The 26,660-nt window shown below is 71.0% G+C and carries 19 protein-coding genes; 7 read left to right on the forward strand and 12 right to left on the reverse strand.

The annotated features are described in order from the left end of the window. Positions 1-4 precede the first annotated feature (4 nt). The 4 genes from GI374_RS04905 (at position 5) to GI374_RS04920 (ending at position 4,250) form a co-directional block, all read left to right on the forward strand. On the forward strand, positions 5-1,000 hold the full coding sequence (locus tag GI374_RS04905) for an ABC transporter ATP-binding protein (protein ID WP_154335892.1): 996 nt from the start codon (positions 5-7) through the stop codon (positions 998-1,000). 282 nt (positions 1,001-1,282) lie between these two features. Next, positions 1,283-2,500 (forward strand): NAD-dependent epimerase/dehydratase family protein, encoded by a 1,218-nt coding sequence (locus tag GI374_RS04910; protein ID WP_154335893.1) that lies wholly within the window; start codon positions 1,283-1,285, stop codon positions 2,498-2,500. Beyond that, the gene (locus GI374_RS04915; RefSeq protein ID WP_154335894.1) at positions 2,497-3,333 is read left to right on the forward strand and encodes a glycosyltransferase; all 837 of its coding nucleotides are present in this window, start codon (positions 2,497-2,499) and stop codon (positions 3,331-3,333) included. Before GI374_RS04910 ends, GI374_RS04915 begins: the two co-directional genes overlap by 4 nt. Then, on the forward strand, positions 3,330-4,250 hold the full coding sequence (locus tag GI374_RS04920; RefSeq protein ID WP_154335895.1) for an NAD(P)-dependent oxidoreductase: 921 nt from the start codon (positions 3,330-3,332) through the stop codon (positions 4,248-4,250). Before GI374_RS04915 ends, GI374_RS04920 begins: the two co-directional genes overlap by 4 nt. A 120-nt stretch (positions 4,251-4,370) precedes the next feature. Here the strand turns inward: GI374_RS04920 and GI374_RS04925 are convergent, their stop codons facing one another. The 10 genes from GI374_RS04925 to GI374_RS04970 all read right to left on the reverse strand — a co-directional run bounded on the left by GI374_RS04925 (position 4,371) and on the right by GI374_RS04970 (position 16,357). Next, the gene (locus GI374_RS04925) at positions 4,371-5,450 is read right to left on the reverse strand and encodes a flagellar basal body P-ring protein FlgI (protein ID WP_229582671.1); all 1,080 of its coding nucleotides are present in this window, start codon (positions 5,448-5,450) and stop codon (positions 4,371-4,373) included. Between the two features lie 23 nt (positions 5,451-5,473). Further along, positions 5,474-6,478, reverse strand: coding sequence for a hypothetical protein (locus GI374_RS04930; protein ID WP_154335897.1), 1,005 nt, complete (start codon positions 6,476-6,478; stop codon positions 5,474-5,476). 1 nt (position 6,479) lies between these two features. Next, positions 6,480-7,916, reverse strand: a complete 1,437-nt coding sequence (gene flgK / locus GI374_RS04935) for a flagellar hook-associated protein FlgK (protein WP_154335898.1) — start codon at positions 7,914-7,916, stop codon at positions 6,480-6,482. Positions 7,917-7,927: 11 nt separating this feature from the next. Next, positions 7,928-9,250 carry a flagellar hook protein FlgE gene (locus GI374_RS04940; RefSeq protein WP_154335899.1) on the reverse strand — a complete coding sequence of 441 codons (1,323 nt, stop codon included), beginning with the start codon at positions 9,248-9,250 and terminating at the stop codon, positions 7,928-7,930. Positions 9,251-9,331: 81 nt separating this feature from the next. Next, positions 9,332-10,075 (reverse strand): flagellar motor protein MotB, encoded by a 744-nt coding sequence (locus GI374_RS04945; RefSeq protein ID WP_154335900.1) that lies wholly within the window; start codon positions 10,073-10,075, stop codon positions 9,332-9,334. 63 nt (positions 10,076-10,138) lie between these two features. Beyond that, the gene (locus GI374_RS04950) at positions 10,139-11,731 is read right to left on the reverse strand and encodes a GMC family oxidoreductase (RefSeq protein ID WP_154335901.1); all 1,593 of its coding nucleotides are present in this window, start codon (positions 11,729-11,731) and stop codon (positions 10,139-10,141) included. Positions 11,732-11,967: 236 nt separating this feature from the next. Then, the gene (locus GI374_RS04955; RefSeq protein WP_154335902.1) at positions 11,968-12,504 is read right to left on the reverse strand and encodes a flavin reductase family protein; all 537 of its coding nucleotides are present in this window, start codon (positions 12,502-12,504) and stop codon (positions 11,968-11,970) included. Positions 12,505-12,529: 25 nt separating this feature from the next. Beyond that, on the reverse strand, positions 12,530-13,333 hold the full coding sequence (locus GI374_RS04960; RefSeq protein WP_370515149.1) for a 3'(2'),5'-bisphosphate nucleotidase CysQ: 804 nt from the start codon (positions 13,331-13,333) through the stop codon (positions 12,530-12,532). After that, positions 13,330-14,685, reverse strand: coding sequence for a TldD/PmbA family protein (locus GI374_RS04965; RefSeq protein ID WP_154335904.1), 1,356 nt, complete (start codon positions 14,683-14,685; stop codon positions 13,330-13,332). Before GI374_RS04965 ends, GI374_RS04960 begins: the two co-directional genes overlap by 4 nt. Positions 14,686-14,749: 64 nt before the next feature. After that, positions 14,750-16,357 carry a DUF2125 domain-containing protein gene (locus tag GI374_RS04970; RefSeq protein WP_154335905.1) on the reverse strand — a complete coding sequence of 536 codons (1,608 nt, stop codon included), beginning with the start codon at positions 16,355-16,357 and terminating at the stop codon, positions 14,750-14,752. Between the two features lie 76 nt (positions 16,358-16,433). Between GI374_RS04970 and GI374_RS04975 the strand changes: the two genes are divergently transcribed. After that, complete coding sequence (locus GI374_RS04975; RefSeq protein WP_370515150.1) at positions 16,434-17,045, forward strand: enoyl-CoA hydratase/isomerase family protein; 612 nt, start codon at positions 16,434-16,436, stop codon at positions 17,043-17,045. 50 nt (positions 17,046-17,095) lie between these two features. Here the strand turns inward: GI374_RS04975 and ahcY are convergent, their stop codons facing one another. Both ahcY and GI374_RS04985 read right to left on the reverse strand, forming a co-directional pair. Further along, positions 17,096-18,487: an adenosylhomocysteinase gene (gene ahcY, locus GI374_RS04980; RefSeq protein ID WP_154335907.1), complete on the reverse strand. Its 1,392-nt coding sequence runs from the start codon at positions 18,485-18,487 to the stop codon at positions 17,096-17,098. Between the two features lie 61 nt (positions 18,488-18,548). Then, positions 18,549-19,004, reverse strand: a complete 456-nt coding sequence (locus GI374_RS04985) for a hypothetical protein (protein WP_154335908.1) — start codon at positions 19,002-19,004, stop codon at positions 18,549-18,551. A 358-nt stretch (positions 19,005-19,362) separates the two neighbouring features. Here GI374_RS04985 and GI374_RS04990 point away from each other — a divergent pair, with 358 nt between their 5' ends. Next, positions 19,363-21,243 (forward strand): autotransporter assembly complex family protein, encoded by a 1,881-nt coding sequence (locus tag GI374_RS04990; protein ID WP_154335909.1) that lies wholly within the window; start codon positions 19,363-19,365, stop codon positions 21,241-21,243. Further along, complete coding sequence (locus GI374_RS04995; protein WP_154335910.1) at positions 21,243-26,648, forward strand: translocation/assembly module TamB domain-containing protein; 5,406 nt, start codon at positions 21,243-21,245, stop codon at positions 26,646-26,648. The genes GI374_RS04990 and GI374_RS04995 overlap by 1 nt, the downstream gene beginning before the upstream one ends. Positions 26,649-26,660: the final 12 nt, after the last annotated feature.

The raw sequence follows: 26,660 nt of genomic DNA on the forward strand, positions 1-26,660 counted from the left end.
TCTGATGGGCGCGATCACGCTGGAAGCAATTTCCAAGAGCTTCGGCCCGGTCGAGGTGATCCGCGACGTGACGCTGGAGATCCCCGAGGGCGAGCTCTGCGTCGTCGTCGGCCCGTCCGGCAGCGGCAAGTCCACGCTGCTGCGCCTGATCGCCGGGCTCGACCGGCCGACGCGGGGCCGGGTGCTGATCGACGGCGCAGACGTGACCGCGCGCCCGGCCGCCGACCGCGGGCTGGCGATGGTGTTCCAGAGCTACGCCCTCTACCCGCACATGACAGTGCGCCAGAACCTCGCCTTCGGGCTGGAGAACAGCCGCATGGCGCGGGCCGAGATCGCCCGGCGCATCGACGAGGCGGCGCGGATGTTGGAGATCGACGGGCTGCTCGAGCGCCGCCCCGGCCAGCTCTCGGGCGGGCAGCGGCAGCGGGTGGCGATCGGCCGGGCCATCGTGCGCGAGCCGGTGGCCTTCCTGCTGGACGAGCCGCTCTCGAACCTCGACGCGGAATTGCGCGGCGCCATGCGGGCCGAAATCGCGGCCCTGCATCGCCGCCTTGGGCGGACGATGATCCATGTCACCCATGACCAGATCGAGGCGATGACGCTGGCCGACCGCATCGTGGTCCTGCGTGACGGCCGGGTCGAGCAGGTGGACGCGCCGCTCGACCTCTTCAACCGCCCCGCCAATCGCTTCGTCGCCGGCTTCATCGGGGCGCCCTCGATGAACTTTTTGACCCTGCCGGTGCCAGGACCGGGCGGCGCGGTGACGCTGGGTGTGCGGCCGCAGCACCTGCGGCTGGTGGAACGCGGGCTGACGGTCCGGGTCGAGGCGGCCGAGAACCTCGGGGCCGAGACGCTGGTCCACGGCACCACGGTCACGGGTGAGCGGCTCACGGCGCTGCTGCCGGGGCAGTTGCGCCCGCGCGCGGGCGAGCGGCTGGTGCTGGGGCACGACCCGGCGGACGAGCATCGGTTCGACACGGACGGGCGACGAGTGGGGTGAGGACACCGGCCGCGAGGCGCGCGCGTGGCAACGGAGGTCGGCGTCCGCCCTGGTGCACGCGAGGCATCCGCCGCAGGCAAGGCGGACGCTGACCGATCCGCGGGGCGGATCGGTCGGCTCGTGGCTGACGGTGCACGCCAATGGGCCAGGGTCCCATCGGCGAGGCGCAACAGCGCGCGCCGGACGCCCGGCGCCTCCCTGCCTGCCATCAAATCTTCATTCGACTGTCACGCCCGCCCCGCCTAAACCATCAGGAACGCGGGTTTTTGGAAGGATCACCCCATGAAGATCGCGGTTCTCGGCGGCGACGGCTTCGTCGGCTGGCCCACCTCGCTGCACCTCTCGAACCTCGGTCACGAGGTCCATATCGTCGACAACCTCAGCCGCCGCTGGATCGACACCGAGCTTGGCGTGCAGTCGCTGACGCCGATGGACTCGATCCAGGAGCGCTGCCGCATCTGGCGCCAGGAGACCGGGCGCGAGATCCGCTTCCACCTGCTCGACCTCGCCAAGGAATACGAGCGCGTGAAGCAGTGGCTGGCCGAGGAGCGGCCTGACGTCGTCATCCACTTCGCCGAGCAGCGCGCCGCGCCCTATTCGATGAAGACCGATCGCCACAAGGTCTACACCGTCGGCAACAACGTCAACGCGACCCACAACCTGCTCGCGGCCCTCGTCGAGACCGGCATCGACGCGCATCTGGTCCATTTGGGCACGATGGGCGTCTACGGCTATTCCTCGGTCGGCGCGCCGATCCCCGAGGGCTATCTTGATGTCGAGATCGCCACGCCCGCAGGCCCGCGCGGCCAGCAGATCCTCTACCCGACGAAGCCCGGCTCGATCTATCACATGACCAAGAGCCTCGATCAGATCCTGTTCCAGTTCTACGCCCAGAACGACGGCCTCCGCATCACCGACCTGCACCAGGGCATCGTCTGGGGCACCCACACCGACCAGACCCGCCGCCATCCGCAGCTCATCAACCGCTTCGACTATGACGGCGACTACGGCACGGTGCTGAACCGCTTCCTGATCCAGGCGGCCATCGGCTATCCGCTGACGGTCCACGGCACCGGCGGCCAGACCCGCGCCTTCATCCACGTCCAGGACAGCGTGCGCTGCATCGAACTCGCGCTCTCCGACGCCCCCGAGGCGGGCGAGCGGGTGAAGATCTTCAACCAGATGACCGAGACCCACCGCGTCCGCGACCTCGCCGAGCTGGTCGCGAAGATCACCGGCGCCACGGTCGCGTATCTGCCGAATCCGCGCAAGGAGGCCGACGAGAACGACCTGCTGGTGAAGAACGACCAGTTCCTCGCCCTCGGCCTCGACCCGATCCGGCTGCAGGAGGGCCTGCTCTCCGAAGTGGTGGACGTCGCGAAGAAATTCGCCCATCGCATCGACCGCAAACGCGTGCCCGCGGTCAGCGCCTGGACCAGGGACATCGCCCGCCGCGTGGACCACGACCCCGAGGGCAAGCGGCTGAAGTCGGTCTCATGAGCCTGCCGGAGGGCCTGGCGGCCGACCGTCCTGCCGCCAGCGAGCGCGCCTATGTGACGCTGGTCACGAACGCGGATTATGCGCTCGGGGCCAAGGCGCTTCTGCGCTCGCTGCGGCTGAGTGGGACCGGCGCGGATGTGGTGGTGATGCACACCGATGTGGCGTCGGCCGACCTTGCGCCGCTGGCCGCACAGGGCGCGCGGCTGGTCCGGGTCGAACTGCTGCCGACTTCGGACGCCTTCAATGAGGCCCATGCGAAGGCTCGCCTCCACGGTGCGGCGCCGTTCACCAAGGGCGCGAAGCCGCCCTTCCACACGCCGCTGGACAACTTTGCCAAGCTGCGCCTGTGGCAACTCGACTACGCCCGCGTGGTCTTCATCGACGCCGACGCGATCGTCCTGCAGAACGTGGACCGCCTCTTCGACTACCCGGAATTCTCGGCCGCCCCGAACGTCTACGAGAGCCTCGGGGACTTTCGTCGCCTGAACTCCGGCATCTTCACGGCCCGCCCCTCGCCCGCGACCTTCGCGGCAATGCTCGCGCGCCTCGACACGCCCGGCGCCTTCTGGCCCCGCACGGACCAGACCTTCCTGCAGGCGTTCTTCCCCGACTGGCACGGCCTGCCGGTCTTCGACAACATGCTGCAATATGTCTGGTTCAATCTGCCTCAACTCTGGCACTGGCCCTCCATCCGCATCCTGCATTTCCAGTACGAGAAGCCGTGGCAGGACCATGCCAAGGCCGACCGCCTGCGGGTCCCAATCGACCTCTGGCGGGCCGTCGCAGGCGGCGGCCCGGTGCCCGACCCGGCCACGCTGCCGAACCCCGCATGAGAATCGCCCTCACGGGAGCCTCGGGCTTCGTCGGCCGCTTCATCGCCGATGCGGCCGGGGCGGCGGGACATGAAATGACGCCGCTCTCCCCCGGCACCGGGTGGCGGCTGGGCGACTCGCCCGATCTCACCGGGCATGACGCGCTCGTCCATTGCGCCTTCCTGCACGCGCCGGGCCGTTTCCGAGGCGGTGAGGGCGAGGATCCCGACGGCTTTCGCCGTGCCAATATCGAGGGCACCCTGCGCCTCTTCGAGGCCGCGCAGCGGGACGCCGTCAGCCGCGTGGTGCTTCTGTCGTCCCGTGCCGTCTTCGACGGCTGGCCGCCGGGAACGCGCCTGACCGAGGACCTGGCGGTGCGCCCCGCCTCTCTCTATGGCGAGGTGAAGGCCGAAGCCGAGGCGGCGCTGCCCGAAGGCGGATGCGCCCTCCGGGCCACGGGCGTCTACGGTCCCGCGCGGGCGGGGCAGGCGCACAAGTGGACCGACCTGTTCCGCGATTTTCTCGCCGGCCGCCCGGTGACGCCGAGAGTGGCGTCCGAAGTGCATGGCGCCGACCTCGCGGATGCCGTCCTGCGGCTTCTCGGGGCGTCGCGCATGCCCGGCGTGGCGCATGTCTCGGACCTGATCCTCGACCGCCGCGACCTGCTGGCGCGGGTGGCCAAGATCGCTGGCCGTCCCGATCTGGCGCTGCCGGATGCGGCCGATCCGACAGGACTGAACGTCCTCGAATGCAGGGCCCTGCATTCCCTCGGCTGGCGGCCTGGCGGCCTGAGCCGCCTCGACGTCGCCTTGCCCGAAATGGTCGCTCAGGCGACCCGGCGGGGGCCCCGGCCCCGATCCGGCGCTCTCGTTGAAGGAACTGCTCCGGGAAGCCCCTCGCTGACCCCGTCGAAGGACTTGTTCCCCCGCGGCGGGTGAGCAGGGGGCCCCTGGCCACAGGACTGACAGCGACCGGAGGATCGCGAGGACCATCGGGAGGCGCAGCGCAATGACCCGCATCCACAAACATCCGCGCCTCCCGGGATTGCAGCCCATCATTCAGTTGACCACGATATCCGCATGCAACGCGCCGGCGGCGTGAATGCTTCTCAGGATCTCGATCAGGTCGCGCGGACGGACGCCAAGGGCATTCAGTCCCGTCACGACATCCGAGAGCGACGAGCCCCTGACCTCGGCCAGGCCGATCCCGGGCATCTCCTCGATCGCGGCCGTGGTCCGAGGCACGACCACCGTCTCGCCGTTTCCAAAGGGACTCGGCTGCACGACGACAGAGTCGTCGCGTACGCGGAGGGTGAGGCTGCCCTGAGAAACCGCCACCCGTGAGATCCGGACGTCCTCACCCATCACCACGGTTCCCGACTTGTGATCGATGACGACCCGCGCGCGGGTCTCCGCGCGCACGCGAAGGTTTTCGATGCGGCTGACCAGATGCGCCGCGCTGGGATTGCCGACAGCCGCGGCCGAGATGTCGATCGTACCGGCATCCCGCATCCGTGCCACAGCCGCGCCCAGCTCGTTGTTGATCACCGCCTCGACCCGGGCTGCGGTGGTGAAATCGGGTGTCCGAAGGGCGATGCGGAACTCCTCCATCTGCGAGAAGTCGAAGGCCACCTCGCGTTCGACGCGGGCGCCGGACGGGATTGATCCGGCGGTGGGAACGCCCTGGACGACATTGCCGGCCTGATCGCCCGCAACGACGCCGCCCGCGATCACCGAGCCCTGGGCGACCGCGTAGATCTGGCCATCGGCGGCGTTCAGCGGGGTCATGACCAGCGTGCCTCCAAGCAGGCTCTTGGCATCGCCGATGGCCGACACGGTGACGTCGATCTGCGATCCCGAGCGCGCGAAGGGCGGCAGCGCCGCGGTGACGAAAACGGCGGCAACGTTCTTCGGACGGATCTGCTCGTCCGCGACATTGGCGCCCAGACGCTCGAGCAGGCCGACCAGCATGTCCTCGGTATAGGGGGCATTGCGCAGGCTGTCGCCGGTCCCGTTCAGGCCGACCACGATGCCGTAGCCGACCAGGTCGTTGCCGCGCATGCCGTCGAAACTGGCAAGGTCCTTGATCCGCACATCCTCTGCCGAAGCGCGGGAGAGCGTGGCTGCCAGCAGGAACATCGCAGCGAAGACCAGCCGGAGCATCAGAGCCGCTCCGCCAGTGACATCCGCGACAACCTCGCCGTGATGGCGTAAAGGGTCTCGAGGCCCGACTGGGCCTCGCTCAGCGCCGCTGCGGCGCGGTAGGGGTCGGGCGTCACGATATTTGCATAGGCCATCTCCACCGCCGATCGCTCGTAATCGTTGCGGAGGCGCGCGCGTTCCACCTGCGCTTCAAGCACCCCCTGGCCGGCGCGAAGTTGCGTCAGGCCGTCGCCGGCAGAAAGCAACCTGGTTCCGGCGGCGGTCACCAGACGGGATTTTTCATCCGGAGGCAGCGGGGGAATGCGGCGGCCGGCCAGCACGGCGAGGAGGGCGCCCTTTACTGCCTCCCGCAAGGGGCCGCTCGCTGCGGTCACGGGTGAGGCCACCGTCTCACCGGGCGAAACATGCACCGGCCCCGCGGGTTGCAGGGCGCCGCTGAGGCCGCTGTCGAGATAGCCGCCGCCCCCGCTTGCCGAGAAGAACTGATCGACGGCCTGAGCCACCGCCTCCGCCGTCGAGAGGCCTTGCAGCCGAGGGGCTATCGCATCGATGACGGCGCTGGCCGGGCGGACCGCGGGCGTTGCCGGGGACGCGCCCGAGAACACATATTCTCCCGCTTGGCTAGCGTTCAGCGCGGTCATGATACGCTGCAGGTTGCCCTCGGCATCGGCGAGGACTGCGTCGGCAGCCAGCGCCCCCTGCCCCGGGGGGGCGAGCAGCGCCGGCGCTGCCTTGGCCACGGCATCGTGCATGTTCGCGAGCGCCGCCTGCATCACGTTGAAGCGGGCGCCGGTCTCGGCCAGGTTGGTGCGGAAAGTGTCGAGCAGCGTCATCCGATGGCGCAGGGCAGAGAGGCCGCGCGTGTCGCCGTTCAGGGTGCGGGCGACGTCGGCGTGCTGCCGGGACGCGACCTCCCGCGTCAGGATCTCCAGCCGCTGCTTTGTCTTGCCGTAGGCCTGGTTCATCGAAAAGCTGCGGGCGAGGTCGCCGGTGACGATGGGCATCTCAGATCTCCAGTATCCGCGAGAGCATGGCATCGACCGCCATGATGACCTTCGCATTTGCCGAATACGCCTGCTGCAGCTCCAACAGGCGCTGCATCTCATGGTCGGTATCGACCCCGGCCGCCAGCAGCGCCGACTGAAGTGAATCGGCCCGGACACCGGTCGCGGCCGCTGCCACCTGTGCCGCCACGCGCTCGGTCGATACCTTCGCCGAGAGTTCGGCGACGAAGCCGGCCACGCTGCGCTGACCGGGCGGCATCGCGGTGGAGGCGGAGGTTCTTGCTTCGCCAAGGCGCTCTGCCAGGCGCGAGACGAGCGCCGAGGCGCCCTCCGGACCGGGGACCGCGGCGCCAATGCCGTCGCGCAGCCGCCATGCACTGCCCGGAACCTCCAAGGAGGGCGCGAGGGCCAGGCGGCCCGCCAGGCCAAGGGCGGCGGCGGGCGAGGCAAGGGCGCCCCCATCGGTGAAAAGGCCAGGCTCGCCCGGCACCAGTGTCGGGTCCAGAGCCGGGTCCGCGAAACGCTGCGAGAGATCGAGCGCGAGCGCGTCGAGGCCCGCCTGGGCCGCGGGGCCGAGCTCGTCGCGGACGCGGAAATGCGCCTCCAGGCTGCCGCCGGAGAACAGCGCCATCAGGCGGCCGCCGATCTGCTCGCCGCCGACGCTGAGGCGGGAAAGCGGCGGCGCGCCGGCCATCTGCGGCGTGACCTGACCGGCCGGCTGGAAGCCGAGATCGACCGGGCTGTCGCCGTCGAGCAGCATGGCGCCGCCTTCGGTGAAGAGGGCGATGCGGCCGTTCGGTCGCGGCACCTCGCGGATCGGGACGATGGAGGCCACGCCGTCGATCACCCGCTGACGTTCGTCCAGCAAGGCGGCGGCGCTGCGGCCGTTCGCCTCTTCGATGATGATCGAGCGGTTCAGGCGCGCCACATCCCCGAGCGCCTGGGTCAGGGCACGGACGTCACCGGCGATGGCCCGGTCGGCCTCGGTGCGGGCCTCGGCGACCGAGGCGGCGGCGGTGGTGATGCCCGCCACCAGGTCGCCCGCTGCCCGGACAGCGGCTTCGAGCCGCAGCGGGTTGTCGGGCCGGGACGTGGCCGCGGTCAGCGCCGCTTCGAGGGTGGCGACCCGGTCGGTCAGGGCACCGCCCTCGATATCGAGGCCGAGAGCCTTCTCCATGCCGGTGTGAAAGGCGGCGATCGTGCCGGCCGCGCCGACGGCGGCCGCGGCGTTGCGGTGATCGGCGAGGATCGAGGCCGACACGATCCTTTCGACCGAGGCGATGCGGACGCCGCCATCGGGCGTTGCGGCCTGCACCGCCACCCGGCGCCCGTATCCGGGGGTGGTCGCGTTGGCCACGTTGGCCGACACGATGTCGGTCGAGCGGCTGACCGCCGCAAGGCCGGAGGCGGCGTTGGAAAGGGCGGCGGCGAGGCTCATTCGTCAGGTCCTCAGCGCTTGATGTTGGTGGTTTCCTGCAGCATCTCGTCTACCGTCTGAATGACCTTCGCATTCGACGAATAGGCGCGCTGCGTCTGGATGAGGTCGGTGAGCTCGGCCGCGACATCGGTGGTCGAGCCCTCGCGGGCGTAGCCGCGCACCGCCCCGGTCGGCCCGTCACCGGCATCCCAGAGGAAGAACGAGCCCGAATCGGGCGAGACCTGGTAGGTCTGGCTGTTGAGCGCGGTGAGGCCGTTGATGTTCGGCACGTCGACCAGCGGGATCTGGTAGATGGTGCGGATGAAGCCGGTGTCGTAGGTGGCGCGGATATAGCCATTCTCGTCGACCTCCACGGCGGTCAGGTTGCCGACTGGCGAGCCGTCCTTGGTGATGTTGGTCGGCGCGAACTTGTTCGAGAGCTGCGTCAGGCCGTTCAGATCGAACCGCTTCCCGAGCGTGAGATTGATTTCGCCCCGACCCTGCTCCACCGGAAGCCGGACACTTCCGGTGGCTTCGATGTATTCCGGGGAGGTCCCGATCGGGGTGATCTCCCGGATCGTGCCGGCATTGGGCTGCTCGTCGTTGAATTCGACCCTGTAGCTGCCGATCAGGGCGCCGGGCGTCGCGGAATCGCGGATCTCAACCGTCCAGATGTTGGTTCCCGGACCCTCTGCGGTGGCCACCGTCGGGATGAAGGACACCGACAGCGCCTCGGAGGTCCCGAGGTTGCCGAAATACTCGACCTCGAGCGGCCAAGGCTCGCCGTCGCTGCCCAGTTGCGTGTCGGTCGCCGGCAGCTTCACCCCCAGGGTCATCTGGGTCGTGGGGTCGGCGGAGGTCTGGTTGGCGTTGATAACGACAGGCTGAAGACCGCCCATCGTGTCGCGCGGCATGGGCGAGATCGAGCCGTCGGCATTCGCTGGCCAGCCGAGCAGCACGAGGCCGGAGGCGGTCCTGAGCACCCCCTCGGCGTCCGGGCGGAAGGCACCGGTGGTGGTCATCATCAGCGGCAGGTCGCCGCTGCGGGCGTCGACCGAGACCGAGGACGTCACCGGCAGCATGCCCCGCCCCGCGACCGCGATGTCGAGGGCCTGGCTGGTCGAGAGCAACGTCCCCCGCTGGTCGATGACGCGGCTGGTGCTGGCGCGCACCCCGCCGGCCGAATAGACCCCGGCGCCGCGAGACTGGCTGATGACCATGCTGTCGAAGTCGGTCGCCACGCGCTTGTAGCCGTGGGTGCCGGAGTTCGCGATGTTGTCCGAGATCGAGGCGAGCCGGGTGGCGTTGGCGGCGAGGGCCGCCACGCCGGCGTTGAGGGACGAGGAGATCGACATGGGGCCGGGTTCCTTGCTGCGAGTCGCGGGTCGGTGACGATCCTGCACCGGCAGGGCTTAAGATCCGGCTAACGGCGCCGCCTAACGCAGCACGATCAGCTCGATGCGGTTGTTCACCGGGTCCATCGGATTGCCCGCGCGCGCCTTGCGGTCGCCGAAGGCGGTGACGCGCTGGGTGCGGCGGTGGCCAAGACCCCCCTCCTCCACCAGCCGGCGCACCGCATGGGCACGGGCATCCGACAACTCCCAGGCGGGCGAGCGGATCAGCGCCTCGGGGTAGGCGCGGACGTGGCCGGTGAAGGCGATCTCGTTGCGGACATGCGCCAGCACGCGCGCCACGATCACCGAAAGCTCGCGCAGCGCGGGCGTGGGGGTGGCGGTTTCCTCCGCGAACAGCGGCGCGTCTGCGAGATCGCCGAGTTCGATCACCAGGCCCTCGTCGGTCAGGCGGGTCACGACGTGGCGGAGCAGGTTGCGCTGCTGCATCGATTCGGCGCCCTCGCCCGAGAGCTTCGTGGTGATGTCGCGGGCGAGCTCGTCGAACCCGCGAGAGGTGTCGGCGGGCGTCGGCGTGCCCGGCGTCTCGACCCCGTCGAAGGCGGCCGCGCCGCCCGATCGCTCCTGCACCACGGTCGGGTTGAAATAGTCGGCGAGGCCCGCGCGCTGCTTCTCGGTCGTGGCGTTGAGCAGCCACATCAGGAGGAAGAACGCCATCATCGCCGTGACGAAATCGGCATAGGCGACCTTCCAGGCGCCGCCATGATGGCCGGCGGCGGCCACGGTCACGCGGCGGATGATCGGGGTGGTCGTCTTGGGCTTCGGCATTGGCGGTCCGGGCTGAGGTCCCGCGACCCTGCCCGTGCCGCTGCCGTCATACCAGTTAACGCCTCAAATGCCGCGCATGTCCTCGGCCAGCATCCGGGCGCCCTTCTCGGCGATCATCACCGTCGGCGCGTTGGTGTTGCCGGACGTGATGGTCGGCATGATCGAGGCGTCGATGACGCGCAGCCCCTCGACGCCGCGCACGCGCAGGCGTGGGTCAACCACGGAGCCCTCGTCGGCCCCCATGCGGGCGGTGCCCACGGGATGAAAGATTGTCGAGCCGATGCGGCCGGCGGCTTCGGCGAGGGCCGCGTCGTCATCCGGGCCGGGACCGGGGGCGAACTCCTCTGGGCGATAGCGGGCCAGCGGCTCGGCGGCCATGATGCGGCGCGTCAGGCGGATGGCGCGGGCGGCCACGGCGCGGTCGGAGGGCGCCGAGAGGTAGTTCGGCGCGATCTTCGGGGCCGCCATCGGCTCGGGCGAGGCGATCCGCACGGTGCCGCGGCTCTCGGGGCGCAGTTGGCAGACGCTGGCGGTGATCGCCGGGAAGCGGTGCAGCGGCTCGCCGAAGGCGCCGAGAGACAGCGGCTGGACGTGGTATTCGAGGTCGGGCGTCGCCACGTCGGGCGAGCTGCGGGCGAAGGCGCCGAGCTGGCTCGGCGCCATGCTCATCGGGCCGGTGCGGCGCCAGGCATATTCGGCGCCGATCAGCGCCCGGCCCCAGGGCCATCGCGCCAGCCGGTTCAGCGTCTGCGCGCCGGTCACGCGGTAGGCGCAGCGGATCTGCAGGTGGTCCTGCAGGTTCTCACCCACGGGCGCGTCGCGCAGCACCTCGATGCCCATCTCCTGCAGCAGCGCGCCGGGGCCGATGCCCGAAAGCTGCAAGATCTTCGGGCTGCCGATGGCGCCGGCGGCGAGGACGATCTCGCGCGCCGCGAGCACCTCGGGGCGACCGTCGGAGACGACCTCCACGCCGGTCGCGCGACGGCCGTCGAAGCGCAGGCGGCGGACCTGCACGTCGGTGCGGACCTCGAGGTTCGGCCGGCCCATGGCGGGCTTCAGGAACGCCCGCGCGGCCGACTGCCGCCAGCCGTTCTTCTGGTTCACCTTGAAGTAGCCGACGCCCTCGTTGTCGCCGGTGTTGAAGTCGTCGGAGGCCGGGATGCCGACCGCCTGCGCGGCCTTGGCCCAGTCGTCCAGCACCTCCCAGCGAAGCCGCTGGCGGTCCACGCGCCATTCGCCACCGGCGCCGTGGAACTCGGACCCGCCGTCGACATGGTCCTCGGATGCCTTGAACAGCGGCAGCACGTCGTCCCAGCCCCAGCCCGTGCAGCCCATCTGCCGCCAGCCGTCATAATCGGCCGCCTGCCCGCGCAGGTAGAGCATCCCGTTGATCGAGGAGCAGCCGCCCAGCACCCGCCCCCGAGGATAAAGGAGGCTGCGCCCGCCGAGGCCCGCCTCGGGTTCGGTGCGATAGCGCCAGTCGGTGCGCGGGTTGTCGATGCAGTAGAGATAGCCGATGGGGACGTGGATCCACGGGTAGTTGTCGCGGCCGCCAGCTTCGAGCAGCGTGACGCGGGTCGAGGGGTCCTCGGACAGCCGCGCGGCCAGCACGCAGCCGGCGGTCCCGGCGCCCACGATGATGACAACCCGTTCCATCGGACGATGCTAGCAGCCGGTCGGGCGCGCACAAGGGCGCGGGCGCGCCTCTACAATCTCGCTCCTCGCGCCATGCGGATGACGGGCGAGTCAGACCGGCGCCGGGCGCTCGTGCAGCTTCTCGCCAGAATCCGCCCCGGCCCTGCGGCTGTCTTCTTCGCCTTGTCGGTCGCCTGCACCATGCCCGCCGCGCAAAGCTTCAATCGGGGGCTGATCTGGCGCGGCCGGACGGGCCGCTAGCCCGGCGCCAGCTCGCCGAACCGCCCGGCGGCGAAGACCAGCGGCAGATCGGCGGGCCCTGCGATGGTCACGTTGCGGACCTCGCCCACGAGGATCGAGTGGTCGCCGCCCGCGTGCATCGCGTGCAGGCGGCAGTCGAACCGAGCGGCGGCGGCGGGGAGGATCGGGACGCCGTCGTCGTTGACGAGCGGAGGCAGGCCCTCGAATCCCGCGCCGCCCTTGGTGAAGCGGAGGCAGAGGTCGATCTGGTCGGAGCCGAGGACGTGGACCGCCCAGTGCGAGGCCGCGAGGAATGCGGCGTGGCGCGAGGAGGCGCGGGCGGGGCACCAGAGGAGCAAGGGCGGCTCCAGCGAGACGCTGGTGAAGCTGTTGACGGTCATGCCGACCGGGCCGCCCGGCCCTGCCACCGTCACCACCGTGACGCCGGTGGCGAAGCGGCCGAGGGCCTCGCGGAAGCGGCGGCCTTCCTCGGTCGCGGGGTGGAAGCTGATCGCCTCGGCCAGCCGGTGGCGGCTTTCCTCGCTGTCGGTCATGGCGCGCCCTCCAGGTGCAAGGCTCTCACGCCGCGGCGGGTGGCGCCAGACGCGCGCTCAACGCTTCGTGCAGCGCGGGCGGGGCGATCAGGAGGCCGTCCACCGCAGGCAGCGGCCGGTTGAACCGCATCCTGCGCCCGTGCATGTCTGTCACGGTGCAGCCCGCGCGCTCGGCGATCAGCGCGCCGGCGGCGATGTCCCACTCCCAGGCGCTGCGCAGCGACAGCACCGCGTCGAAGCGCCCCTCGGCCACGAGGCAAAGCCGCCAGGCCAGCGAGGGGCGAAACTCGCGCTTGATCGGGGGCACCGTGCGGCCGCGCCAGAAGCCGGGATCGAGGTTCGACTTCGCCGTCAGCACCCGCGCCCCGTCGAGCGCGGGAACGGAGGGGACCAGCGGCCCGCCGTTCAGCGTGGCCGGGCCATCGGCGGCGGCGGCGTAGAGCAGGTCCGGGACCGGCAGGTAGACCACGCCGGCAATGATCCGGTCACCCTCGGCCACGGCGATCGCATGCGAGAATCCCTGATGTCCCTCGATGAAGGCGCGGGTGCCGTCGATCGGGTCGAGGATGAAGGTCCGGCGAGCGTCGAGGCGCGAGGGCTCGTCCTCGCTCTCCTCGCTGAGCCAGCCATAGGCGGGGCGCGCCGCCAGCAGCCGCTCGCGCAGATGCGCATCCACGGCGATGTCGGCCTCCGTTACCGGCCCGGCGCCCGCGTCCTTGTCCCAGGCCTTCGGCTGCTTGCGCCAGAAGCGCGTGGCGATCTTCCCGGCCTCGCGCGCGGCCCCGGCCAGCAACGCGAGGTCCTCCGCCGGTGCGGGCAGCGGCGTCACGCGCCCGCCACCGTCATGCCTTCGACCAGCAGGCTCGGCACCGACTGGCTGCGCCATTCCGGCACGTCGCTGGCCGGGGTGAGGCGCATCAGCATCTCGCGCAGGTTGCCGGCGATGGTGCATTCATTGACCGGAAAGGCGATGCGCCCGTTCTCGACCCAGAACCCCGCCGCGCCGCGGGAATAGTCGCCGGTGGTCGGGTTGACCGAGGCGCCGAGCATCGAGGTCACGACGAACCCGCGCCCCATGCGCTCGATCAGCGCCTCGGGGCTGTCGGCTCCGGGGGTCAGGGTCACGTTGGAGCTGGCGGGCGAGGGCGGCGATGAGGTGCCGCGCGCCGCGCTCGCCGTGCTTTGCAGGCCGAGCTTGCGGGCGGTGGAGAGGTCGAGCAGCCACGAGCGCAGGACGCCGTCCTCGACCAGATGCCGCGGCGCGGTCGGCAGGCCCTCGGCGTCGAAGGGCCGCGAGGCGGCGAAGCGGGGGCGGTGCGGGTCGTCGGTGAGGGTCAGGCCCGGCGGCAGCACCGCCTCGCCCATCGCGTCCCTGAGCCAGCTCGCGCCGCGGACGATGGCGCTACCGTTGATGGCGGAGAGCAGATGCCCGATCAGCGATGCCGCGACCCGCTGGTCGTAGAGGATCGGCACGGCGCCGGTCGGCGGCTTGCGGGCGCCCATCCGCTCGGCGGCGCGCTCGCCCGCGCGGCGGCCGATTTCCTCGGCGCTCGGCATGTCACTGTCCCAGACGCGCTGTTCGGCGGCCCAGTCGCGCTCCATCCCGGCGCCTTCGCCCGCAATCGCCACGGCCGAGATCGCATGCGCGGTGCGCCGGTAGCCGCCGGAAAAGCCGTTCGAGCCCATGATCCAGGAGGCGCGGCGGATGAAGGAGGCGTTCGCGGCCTCGGCCATGGTGACGCCCGGCACGGCAAGCGCCGCCGCCTCGGCCTGCAAGGCGAGTTCCTGAAGCCGCGCCGGCGCGGGATCCCGGCCGCTGCGCTCCTCGAGTTCGAGCGCCTCGACGCCCTCGCCGGTGGCAAGCGCCTCGCGCGGGGCGAGGCCGAGGCTGTCGTCCACCGGCGCCTCTCGGGCCATCGCCACGGCGCGCTCGGCCATTTCCTCGATGATGCGCGAGCCGGTCTCGGAGGCGGACACGCAGGCCTGCCGCCCGTCGATCAGCACCCGCAGCCCGATCTCCACGCCGTCCGCCCGCTCGGCATGCTCGAGCGCGCCATTGCGGACTTCGATCGTGGTCGCGGCGGCGCGGACGGCGATCGCGTCGGCCTCCTTCGCGCCCGCGCGGGCGGCGGCGGCAAGCAGCGCCTCGGTCAGCGCGCGCAGGGGGGCGGTGTCGATCATCCGGGATTGGTGGCACGCAAAGGGGCCGGAGGGAAGCCCCCGGCCCCGGCGCAGGGCCTGGCGGTCAGCGGATCTGCTGGCCGTTGGCGAAGATCTGGCCGCCCTCACGGAACTCGAACTCGGACACGAGATTATCGGGGCCCACGCCCGGACGGGTGAACATCGCCAGCATCATGCGCACCACCTGCACCTGCTCCGGCGGCAGCAGGCCCATCGCCGTGAGCCGCTCGATCAGCCCGTTGGCCCCGTCCATCTGTGCCGAGATGGTCCCGACCGGCTGGCTGAGATCGCCGCTCTCCGGCACGGCAAGCTGCCCCTCGGCCGCAATCCGGGCGCCGAGCGCCGCGAGGGCAAGCTGGTTGATGGTCAGCTCCACCGGCTCCACCGGGGACGGCATGTCCGCGGTATCATCGGCGGCATCGGCGGTGCCCTCCGAGGGCTCGGTACCGGTCGCATCGGTCTCGTCCATCCCGCCCGCGGCTTCGCCCGCCGCATCGCCGGCGGCCTGAGCCAGCGCCGGGTCGAACAGATCCTGTGTCACCCGCACCTGCCCGGTGACGTCGATGTCGAGGCTTGCCGGGTCGCGGGGAAGCTGCTCGCCGGGATCGAACGTCGCCCAGATCGCCTCGTCCACGGCGAGACCGGCCAGCGAATAGGCGATCTTGAAGGGCTGCGGCGCCTCCGAGGCCGTGACCGGGAACTGCACGTCGAAGGTGACTTCGCCGAGCTGGTAGGCGACCGGGAACGGCATGTCGCCGCCCTCGATTCGGGTGTCGATGCCGGTGGCTGCGCCCTGGTAGGCAATGCCCTCCTCGGCCAGGCGGATGGTCATCTCGGCCGGGCCGATCTTGAGCGCGAGGTTGCCGCTCGACGGCTCGCCCTCGCTGTCGGTGCCTGCGAACTCCACCTGATGGGTGCCCGCGCCGAGGCTGAAGCGGCCGGCGATCACCGCCCCGGCCTTGAGCGCCTCGTCGAGCGCCTCCTGCAACCCCGGCGAGCCTTCGGGCGCGCCGGCGACCTCCCCGCTGCTCTCGCTGCCCTCGATCGAGCCGTTGGCAGCAAGGCTGCCATCCGCCGTCTCGACCCCGATGCGGTAGTCGATCCTGCCGCTGCGGTTGGTCTGGCTGATGCTTCGACCGCCGTCACTCGTGACCGACTGGCCCGAGACCTCGTTCACGGTGATGGTCGCCACATCCGCCAGGTCGGGCTCCTCGGCCAGATCGACGCGGTCCACGGTGACGGTGATGCTGGGACCGGAATAGGTGTCGGTGTGCTGCGCGGCGTCGCCGGTGGACTGCAGGTCGAGATTCGGCGCGGCGAGGGTCATCTCGATCACCACCGGCCGCCCCTCCTCATCGACGGTGTCGATTTTGAGCGGCATCGTTTCGGGGAAGGTGGTGCGCACGCTGCCATCGGCCGCGCCCTGCATGACGATCTGCGACAGGCTGACCGTCAGGCCTTCCGCGGTGCCAGCCTCCTCCACCCTGAAGCTCACATCACCGAGCGTCAGCGTGTCGCCGGCGAGCTCGCGAGACCCCTCGGTGACGGTGTAGCCCATCGCCTCGTAGCTGGTGGTCCAGCTGCTCCACAGTTCTTCGGGGGTGAGGGCGAGGCCGGGGGCGGCCATCGCGACGGCGAGCGCCAGGGAGGAGGTTGAGAGTCGCACGAGCATGGGAAATACCTTTGCGGGGCAGCGGTGGGACCGGACTTGGTCCGGGTTCTGCCATGAACAGGAGTACAGCGGAACCGTGATCGGACGGATATCGCAGAAAGGACTAACGATCCTCACCCTCGAGCGTTCCGACAAGGCAAACGCGCTGACGGCCGGGATGCTGGAGGCGCTGACGGCGCATCTGGACGAGGTGGCGGCGGGGAGCGATCGGGCGGTGATCCTGACCGGCGCGGGAAAGGTGTTCTCCGCCGGGGCCGATCTCGACGAGGCGCGGGCGGGGCTGGCTGTCTCGCCGCTGTGGGAGCGGCTCTCGGCCCGGATGGCGGCGATGCCGTGCCTCACGATCGCGGCGCTGAACGGAACGCTCGCGGGCGGGGCCTTCGGCATGGTGCTGGCCTGCGACCTGCGGATCGCGGTGCCGCAGGCGTCGTTCTTCTACCCGGTGATGAGGCTCGGCTTCCTGCCGCAACCCTCCGACCCGCGCCGCCTGACGGCGCTGATCGGGCCGTCGCGGGCGAAGATAATCCTCATGGCGGGGCAGAAGGTGCCGGCGGATCAGGCCCTCGACTGGGGGCTGTTGGACCGGATCGTGGCGCCCGAGGTGCTGATGGCGGAAGCGGAGAGGCTGGCCGAGGGCGCGCTCGCGGCCAGCCCCGAGCATGTCGCGGGGATCAAGGCGCTCTGCTGAGCGCGGGGGCGCTGCCCCCGCACCCCCGGGATATTTGGATCAAGGCGAAGTCAGTAGCGGTAGTGGTCCGACTTGAACGGGCCGTCCGGCGGCACGCCGATATAGGCGGCCTGATCGGGGGCGAGTTCGGTCAGGCGCACGCCGATCTTCTCGAGATGCAGCCGCGCCACCTTCTCGTCGAGGTGCTTGGGCAGGATGTAGACGCCCGGTGGATAGGCCTCGGCCTTGGTCCAGAGCTCGATCTGCGCCAGCACCTGGTTGGTGAAGGAGGCGCTCATCACGAAGCTGGGGTGGCCGGTGGCGTTGCCGAGGTTCAGCAGGCGCCCCTGCGAGAGCAGGATGATGCGGTTGCCCGAGGGCATCGCGATCATGTCCACCTGGTCCTTGATGTTGGTCCAGCGGCTGTTGCGCAGCGCAGCGACCTGGATCTCGTTGTCGAAATGGCCGATGTTGCCGACGATCGCCATGTCCTTCATGGCGCGCATGTGCTCGAGCCGGATCACGTCCTTGTTGCCGGTGGCGGTGATGAAGATGTCGGCACTGGCGGCCACGTCCTCCAGCCGCACGACCTCGAACCCGTCCATCGCCGCCTGCAGCGCGCAGATCGGATCGACCTCGGTCACCTTCACCCGCGCCCCCGCCCCCTGCAACGAGGCGGCGCAGCCCTTGCCCACATCGCCATAGCCGCAGACGACCGCGACCTTGCCGGCCATCATCACGTCGGTGGCGCGGCGGATGCCGTCCACGAGGCTCTCCTTGCAGCCGTACTTGTTGTCGAATTTCGACTTCGTGACGCTGTCGTTGACGTTGATCGCCGGGAACGGCAGGCGGCCCTGCTTGTGCAGTTCGTAGAGGCGGTGGACGCCGGTGGTGGTCTCCTCCGAGACGCCGCGGATGGCGTCGCGCTGCCGGGCGAACCAGCCGGGGCTGTCCGCGAGGCGGCGGCGGATTTGCGCGAAGAGCGCCTCCTCCTCGTCCGAACCCGGGGTCTCGATCAGCGCGGTGTCGCCCTCCTCGACGCGCGCGCCGAGCAGGACATACATGGTCGCATCACCGCCATCGTCGAGGATCATGTTCGCCGGCCCGTCGGCGAACTGGAAGATGCGGTCGGTATAGGCCCAGTAATCCTCCAGCGTCTCGCCCTTGATCGCGAAGACCGGGACGCCCGATGCGGCGATGGCCGCGGCGGCGTGGTCCTGGGTCGAGTAGATGTTGCAGGACGCCCAGCGGACCTCGGCCCCCAGCGCGGTCAGCGTCTCGATCAGCACGCCGGTCTGGATCGTCATGTGCAGGCTGCCCGCGATCCGCGCGCCCTTGAGCGGCTGGCTGGCCGCATATTCCTCGCGCAGCGCGATCAGCCCCGGCATCTCAGTCTCGGCGATGTCGAGCTCCTTGCGCCCGTATTCGGCCAGAGAGATGTCGCGGATGATATGATCGGTCATTGGACGGCGCCCCCGTGAGTGTCACGAGGGCGCATAGCAGGCCGGGCGCGGGGCCTCAATCTCAGCTGGCGAGGCCGGCCTTGACGTAGAACACGTCCGGGTTCGCGCCGCTTTTGAAACCGATGCCCGAGGCGACGACGCAGCTGGTCTGCGCGTCCGCGCGCGCCGTGACGAGCGTCCAGGTGCCCATCACGTCCGAGCCCCAGAGTTGCGTGACATTGCCGCCGATACGGGCGTGATCCACGAAGGACTCGCCGAAATCATGGATCAGCGACGCTGTGATGTTCGAATGGGCGTCGCAATAGGGCGCGTCCACCGCGGCCTCGATGCCGGTGCCGAAGCGGTCCACATTCGCGATCAGCGTGGCGGTATCGGTGCCTTCGAGGGCGGACCAGCCGCGCACAACGGGCGTCGGGCTGTCGGCGACGCTGATGGAGGATTCGGCCTGCTCGGTCGGAAGGGCGACGAATGCCAGCGCGGCAAGCGCGGCGAAGGCGGCGGGACGGGCGGCGGTCATGGCTGTGCCTCGTGTTGTTCCTGGCGGGGCCGGGTCTTCTGCCCGGCTGATTCATGAAGGCGAAACGTCAGCGAGGCGTGGCGGGTTCCTGATTGCGGAAATGTCAAGCGTTAATGACGGGCTTGCGGGCGCATGGCGCGCAGGCGTGCAGCGGCGCATCACTGCGGGCCGCGCCGAGGACCGCGCGAGGAAATTCCGCTCGCGGTGATCCCGGCAGGCGTGGCGATGCGGGGTGGCCAGCAAACCATGGCGCAATGGCCACGCATCTCTCGGTCCCGAAAGCCGGGAACCTTTATCTCGCGCCGGATCTTTGCGACAAGAACGGGACACGCCAAGACAACAAGCAAACGGGGCGGGGATGGGCAGGTGGACGAATGCGGGGCTGGCCGCAGTGCTGGCCTTGGGCTCCGCATCGCTGGGTATCGCGCAATCGACATCGCCCTTCGCCGGGCTTTCGGGCCTTTTCGGCAACAGCGATCCGGCCGAGGGCACGCCGGTGCGCCTCGATTTCCGCATCCATGGTGACGACGGCGAGCTGGAGACCCGGCTCCGCAATGCCTCGCTGCTGACCGCGGCACTGCGGGACCGGCGGTTCACCGGGCAGGACCTGCTCGCCGCCGCCCGCGCCGATTACGCCCGCCTTCTCGGCAACCTCTATGACGAGGGCTATTACGACGCCGTCATCGACATCACGCTGGATGGGGGCGAGGCGGCGCAGGTGGCCCCGCTCGACGCCCCGGACACGATCTCGCAGGTGATCGTCTCGGTCCGGCCCGGCACCCGCTTCACCTTCTCACGCGCCGGGATCGCGCCGGTGGCGCCCGGCACCGACCTGCCCGAGGGCTACCGCGCGGGCGAGATCGCGGGCACGGGCGTGATCCGCGACGCGGCGCGCTCGGCCGTGACCGGCTGGCGGCAGCAGGGCCACGCGAAGGCCGAGACCGGGGACACCGACATCGTCGCGGACCACCTGCGCTACAGCGTCGATTCGCGCATTGCGATGGCCCCCGGCCCGGTCGTGACCTTCGGCAGGATGCACGTCACCGGCCTCGATCGGCTGCGCGAAAAGCGGCTGCGCGAGATCGCGGGCTTCCCCGAGAGGCATCAGTTCGACCCAGACTTCCTCGAGGCGGTGCGCGACCGGCTGCGGCGCTCGGGCGTGTTCTCGGCCGTCACGCTCGAGGAGGCCGACGCGCTCGGCCCCGGCAACAGCATGGACGTGGCGCTGACGGTGGTCGAGAACCGGCCGCGGCGGATCGGCGCCGGGATCGAGGCGTCGAACACCGACGGCGTCGCCCTCTCGGGCTACTGGCTGCACCGCAACCTCTGGGGCGGGGCCGAGCGGTTCCGCATCGATGCGCGCGTCAGCGACATCGGCTCGGGCACCAGCGACAGCGACCAGTCGCTGAGCTTCCGCCTCGACCGCCCGGCGACCTTCCACCGCGACCTCACCGCCTATCTCGCCGCCGGGGTGGAGCGGCTGCGCGAGGAGGATTACGACAGCAACGTGGCCTTCGTGCGCGCCGGGGTCGATTACTACCGCAGCGACACGCTGAGCGGCGGCGTCGGCGTCGAATACCGCTACCAGGAAGTCACCGACGACACCGGCACGACGGAGTTCCAGACCGTTTCCCTGCCCCTCACCGGAATCTGGGACCGCCGCGATTCCGAGACCGACCCGAAGCAGGGCTTCTGGATGTCGGCCGAACTGGCCCCCTTCGCCGGCCTCGACACCACCACCGGTTCCGGCGTCCGCGGCGTTCTCGAGGGGCGCGCCTATCGCAGCTTCGGCGCGGAGGAGCGGCTGACCTTCGCGGGCCGCGCGCGCCTCGGCACCGTTACCGGTCCCGAGATCATCGAGACGCCGCGCGACTACCTGTTCTATTCGGGCGGCGGCGGCACCGTGCGCGGCCAGCCGTTCGAATCGCTCGGCGTCGAGGTCATCCCCGGCCCGAACGGCCCGATCCGCACCGGGGGCATGTCGCTCGCCGTCGTCAACGCCGAGGCGCGCTTCCAGGTGCGCGAGAAGATCGGCGTGGTGGGCTTCGCCGATTACGGGAAGGTCTGGGAAGAGGGCGGCTTCGGCGGCGGCAGCGGCTGGCATGCGGGCGCGGGCCTGGGCGTGCGCTATCTGACGCCGATCGGGCCGATCCGCCTCGATGTGGCGGGACCCGTTGGCGGCGAGCCGGATACCGGCGACGGCGTGCAGGTCTATCTCGGCATCGGGCAGGCCTTCTGATGGGCCGCCTGCTCGCCGCGCTCTGGCTTGCGCTCGCGCTTCTCCTCCCCGGCGTCGCCGCGGCGCAGGAGGAGCGCGCCACCGCCGCCGAGATCTCGGCCGCCGAGCCGGACGACCCCGGCTTCCTGACCCGGCTGCTGCAGGAAAACCTCTCCGGTGCCGGGCGCGAGGTCCGCATCGAGGGGTTCCGCGGCGCGCTGAGTTCCCGGGCGACCTTCACCCGCCTCACCATCGCCGACGACGAGGGCGTCTGGCTGGAGATCGAGAACGGCGCGATCCAGTGGAACCGCTCGGCCCTGTTCGCGCGGCGGGTCGAGATCGCGGAGCTCTCGGCCGAGACCATCCTGCTGCCGCGCCTGCCGGCAGGCGATGACACGCCGACGCCCGAGGCGGGCACCGGCTTCAGCCTGCCGACGCTGCCGGTCGGCGTGACCATCTCGCATATCGACGTCGGCCGGGTCGAGATCGGCCAGCCCGTCATCGGACAGGCGGCGGTCGTCAGCGTGGACGGCTCCATGTCGCTCGCCCGGGGCGAGGGCGAGGCGCAGCTGGCGATCGAGCGCATCGACGGCCCGCGCGGCGTCTTCGCCATCGACGCGTCCTATTCCAACGCTACGACCGTTCTGGGCATCGACATCACACTGGACGAGGCCCCGGACGGCATCCTCGCCAACCTCATCGACCTCGAGGGCCGCCCTGCGGTGCAGGCGACGATCCAGGGCGAGGGGCCGCTCGACGATTTCTCGGCCGAGATCTCGCTCGGCACCGACGGCCAGCCGCGCGTGACCGGCACCGTCGCGCTGGCCAGCGAGGCGGGCGCCGACGGCACCCCCGGTCGCGGCTTCCGCATCCATCTCGGCGGCGACGTGGGCGCGCTGATCCCCGAGGCCCAGCGCGGCTTCTTCGGCGACGACTCGCAGCTGCTGGCGCAGGGCTGGCTGGGTGAGGACGGGCGGCTGGATATCCCGGTCCTGCTGGTGGACACCGAGGGGCTGAACCTTTCCGGCTCGCTCTCGCTCAACGCCGAGCGCGCGCCGACAAGCGCGGTCCTGCTGCTGACGCTGGGCGAGGACGCGGGCGCGACCGACCTGCCCGTGCGCCTGCCGCTCGGCGGCACGCCCACCACGGTCCAAACCGCGCGGCTGCAACTCAGCTACGACGCGGCCGAGGGCTCGGGCTGGACCCTGCGCGGTTTTCTCGGCGGCTACGCGCAGGAGCGGCTGGCAATCGAGAGCGTCACCCTCGACGGCAGCGGCACGATCCGCCTCGAGGGCGAGTCGCTGGCCGAGGTCGTGGGGCAGATCGGCTTCGAGACCGCGGGCATCGCGCCCGCGAATCCCGACCTCGCCGCCGCGCTCGGGCCGTCGCTGAACGGCAGCACCACATTCGACTGGACCCCCGGCAACGCGGTCGAGTTCCCCGACTTCACCGTCGCCGGTGACTTCTCGGCCTTCGAAGGCCAGCTGCTGCTCGACGGCCTCGGCAGCGGCATCACCGTCTCCGGCCGCCTCGACGCGCGCTACGACGAGCTGGAACGCCTCTCCGGCCTCGCCGGCCGGCCGCTGCAGGGCCGCGTCGATGGCGAGATCGCGGGCTTCTACACGCTGCTGACCGGCGGTTTCGATGCCGAGGCCAGCTTCGCGGCGACCGACATCCGCATCGGGCAGGAGCAACTCGACCGGCTGCTGCGGGGGAATACCACCATCGTCGCAAGCGCCCGGCGCGACGAGCAGGGGATCGAGCTGCGCGAGCTGACCGTGGACGGCGAGCGGTTGACGGTGGATGCCGCGGGCACCGTCTCCTCGGGCGCCAGCAACCTGCGCGCGACGCTGACCCTCGCCTCGCTGGCCGAGATCGACCCGGCGCTGGGCGGCAGCCTCGCGGCCGAGGCCACGCTGACCGGGGCCGAGGGCCAGCGGCGGCTGGCGGTGAACGGGCAGGCGGTGGACCTCGAGACCGGCATCGCGCAACTCGACGGCGCCCTGCGCGGCACCACCGACCTCGTGATCGCGGCGACCGAGGCGGGCGGGCAATACACCCTGCAACGGCTGGAACTGACGAACCCGCAGCTGACACTGGAGGGTGAGGGCGACCTGACGCCGGGGCAGATGGACGCGAGCCTTCAGTTGACCATGGGCGACCTCGCGGATCTGCAACCCGGTTGGGGCGGCAGCCTCGCCGCCACCGGTCGCATCGCGGAGAGCGGCGGGCTTCGGCGGCTGACGCTGACCGGCACCGGCGAGGATCTGCGTTTCGGCCAGCAGGACGTGGACGGCGCGCTGACGGGCACGACGAGCTTCACCCTTGCCGCGACGCAGGACCCGGAGAACGGCCAGATCGAGGTCGAGCAACTCGACATCGAGAACCCCCAGCTGACCGCCTCGGCCAGCGGACCCATAGGCCAGGACCGCACCGACCTCAGCGGCCGCGTTGACATCGCCTCGCTGGCCGCCTTCGGGCGCGGCTGGCGGGGATCGCTGCAGGCGCAGGGGCGGTTCGCCGATACCGGCGACGGCGGCCGGCGGCTGGAGGTGACGGGAACCGGTCAGGATCTCGCCCTCGGGCAGCAGGGCGTCGACGAGGCGCTGACCGGTGCCACGACCTTCACCCTTGCAGGTGTCGAGCGGGACGGCAGCTTCACCATCGAGACGGCGGAGATCGGGAACCAGCAGCTGACCGCCAGTGCCACCGGGCAGGTCGGTGCGGAGACGCAGCTTCAGGGCGCGGTCAGCATCGCGCGGCTCGAGGCGCTCGGGCTCGGCGCGCGCGGGTCGGTGGCACTCCAGGGCAGCTACGCGCAGGACGCGGACGGACAGCGGCGGATCGACGTGACCGGCACCGGCGAGGATCTCGCCCTGGGGCAGGAACAGGTGGACGGGGCGCTGACCGGGACGACGCGGCTGAGCCTGCGCGCGGTTCAGGGGCCGGATGGCTTCGTCATTGAGGAGGGCAGCCTCGTCAACGACCAGATCGACGTGACCGCGCAAGGGACGGTCGGCCCGGAGGGCACCGACCTGACCGGCTACGCGCGGGCCGAAAGCCTCGCCAGCCTCGGCCTCGGCTGGGGCGGGTCGGTCGACCTGACCGGCAGCTTCCGCGATGCGGGCGACGGAACGCGGCGGCTGGAGGTCGCGGGCACGGCGCAGGACGTGGCGATCGGCCAGCCGCAGGTGGACGGCCTCCTGCGCGGGACCAGCACCGTCGCGGTCCGCGCGACGGAGCGCGACGGCGCCTTCGCCGTCGAGGAGGCCCGGATCGAGAACCCGCAGGCCAGCATCACCGCCACCGGCACGGTCGGCGGCGGCGTGACCGATATGGCGGCGCGGATCGAGATGCCCTCGCTCGCCGCACTCGGGCCGGGCTGGGCCGGGGCGCTCGCGGCGGACGGCACGCTGGTCGAGGACGGCAGCGGTATGCGCCGCTTCACCCTGACCGGCACCGGCACCGACCTCTCGCTCGGCCAGACGCAGGTCGACGCGGCGCTCGCGGGCGTGACCCGCTTCGACATCGCCGGGACCGAAGAGGGCGGCACCGTCACGCTGGAGCGCGCCGAGATCGCCAACCCGCGCCTGACCGCGAGTGCCACCGGCCGCATCGGCGGTGGCGTGACCGACCTGCAGGCGCAGGTGGACGCCGAGAGCCTCGCCTTCATCGGCGGCGGCCTCCGGGGCGGGCTGACGGCCTCGGGGCAGATCCGCCAGCAGGGCGACGCGCTCACGGTCACGGCCTCGGGCACGGCGAGAAACCTCGGCATCGGCAACCCGCAGCTGGACTTGCTGCTGGGCGGCACCACGAGTTTCGACCTGGCGGCGAGCCGGCAGGGCGAGGCGCTGACCATCAACCGCCTGACCGCCAGCAACCCGCAGGCGAGCCTCACCGCCAGCGGCACGCTCGCCGGCGGCATCACGGTCGATGCGCGGCTCGCGAACCTCGGCCTCTTCACGCCGGCCTTCCCCGGTCCGGTGCAGGCCACCGGCACTGTGCGGCAGGCGGCGGCGGGCTATGGCCTCGACCTCGCGATCAGCGGGCCGGGCGGCACCCAGACGCGGGTGGCCGGAACCGTGGCGCAGGACGGCGGAACCGCCGATCTGGCGATCACCGGCACCACCGACGCGGCCATCGCCAACCCGACCCTGAGGGTGCGCTCGGTCACGGGGCCGGTCAGCTACGACCTGCGGCTGAACGGCCCGCTCGCGCTCGAATCGCTGAGCGGCCGCGTCACGCTTTCCGGGGCGCAGGTTTCGGACCCGCGCTTCGGGGTGCGCATAGACGGGCTGGACATGACCGCCGATCTCAGCGGCGGATCGGTCGCGGTCCGCGGCGGCGGCGGCCTGGCCGATGGCGGCACCGTTGCGGTGCAAGGCACGATCGGAATCGCCAACCCGCGGCCGATCGACATGACCGTGCGGCTCGACGAGGCGACGCTGCGCGACCCGAACCTCTACGAGACCAGCCTCACCGGCACCGTGACGGCCACAGGGACGCTGGCCGAGGGGCCGCTGATCGCGGGCAGCCTCGCCATCGGCCGGACCGAGATCCGCATCCCCTCGACCGGGCTCGGCGGCGCCGCGCCGATCCCCGACATCACCCATCTGGGAGACCGGCCGCCGGTGCGCGCGACCCGCGCCAAGGCGGGGCTGCTGCCCTATCCCGGCGCCGAGGCCACCGCCGCGGGCCTCGCCGGGCCGCCGGCCTCGCCGCCCACCATCGCCGCGCGGCTCGACCTGACGCTGGAGGCGCCGAACCAGGTCTTCATCCGCGGCCGCGGCGTCGATGCGGAACTGGGCGGCACGATCCGCCTGACCGGCAGCGCCCGCAACGTGGTCCCGGTCGGCTCGCTCAGCCTGATCCGCGGCCGGGTGGACCTGCTCGGCCGCCGTTTCGTGCTGAGCGAGGGCTCGCTCGAGATGCAGGGCAGCCTCGTGCCCTATATCCGCCTGGTGGCGGAGACTCAGAACAACGGCATCGTCACCCGCATCGAGATCACCGGCGAGGCCAACGACCCGACGATCACCTTCACCTCAATCCCCGACATGCCGCAGGAGGAGGTGCTCTCGCAGCTCCTCTTCGGGCGCGGCATCGACAACATCAGCGCGCTGCAGGCGGCGCAGCTGGCCAATGCGGTGGCCACGCTGGCCGGGCGCGGCGGCGAGGGGATCGTGGCGCAGCTGCGCGAGGGCTTCGGCCTCGACGACCTCGACCTTCAGACCGACGAGGACGGCGACATCACCGTCCGCGCCGGGCGCTACATCAGCGACCGGGTCTATACCGACCTGGCGGTCGGCGGCGACGGCAAGACGCAGCTCAACATCAACCTCGACCTGACCGATTCGCTGACCGCGCGGGGATCGGTGGACAACGAGGGCGAGAGCAGCCTGGGCCTGTTCTTCGAGCGCGACTACTGAAGGCGACGGGGC

This window comes from Paracoccus sp. S-4012, from assembly GCF_009674885.1.
Lineage (GTDB): Bacteria > Pseudomonadota > Alphaproteobacteria > Rhodobacterales > Rhodobacteraceae > Paracoccus.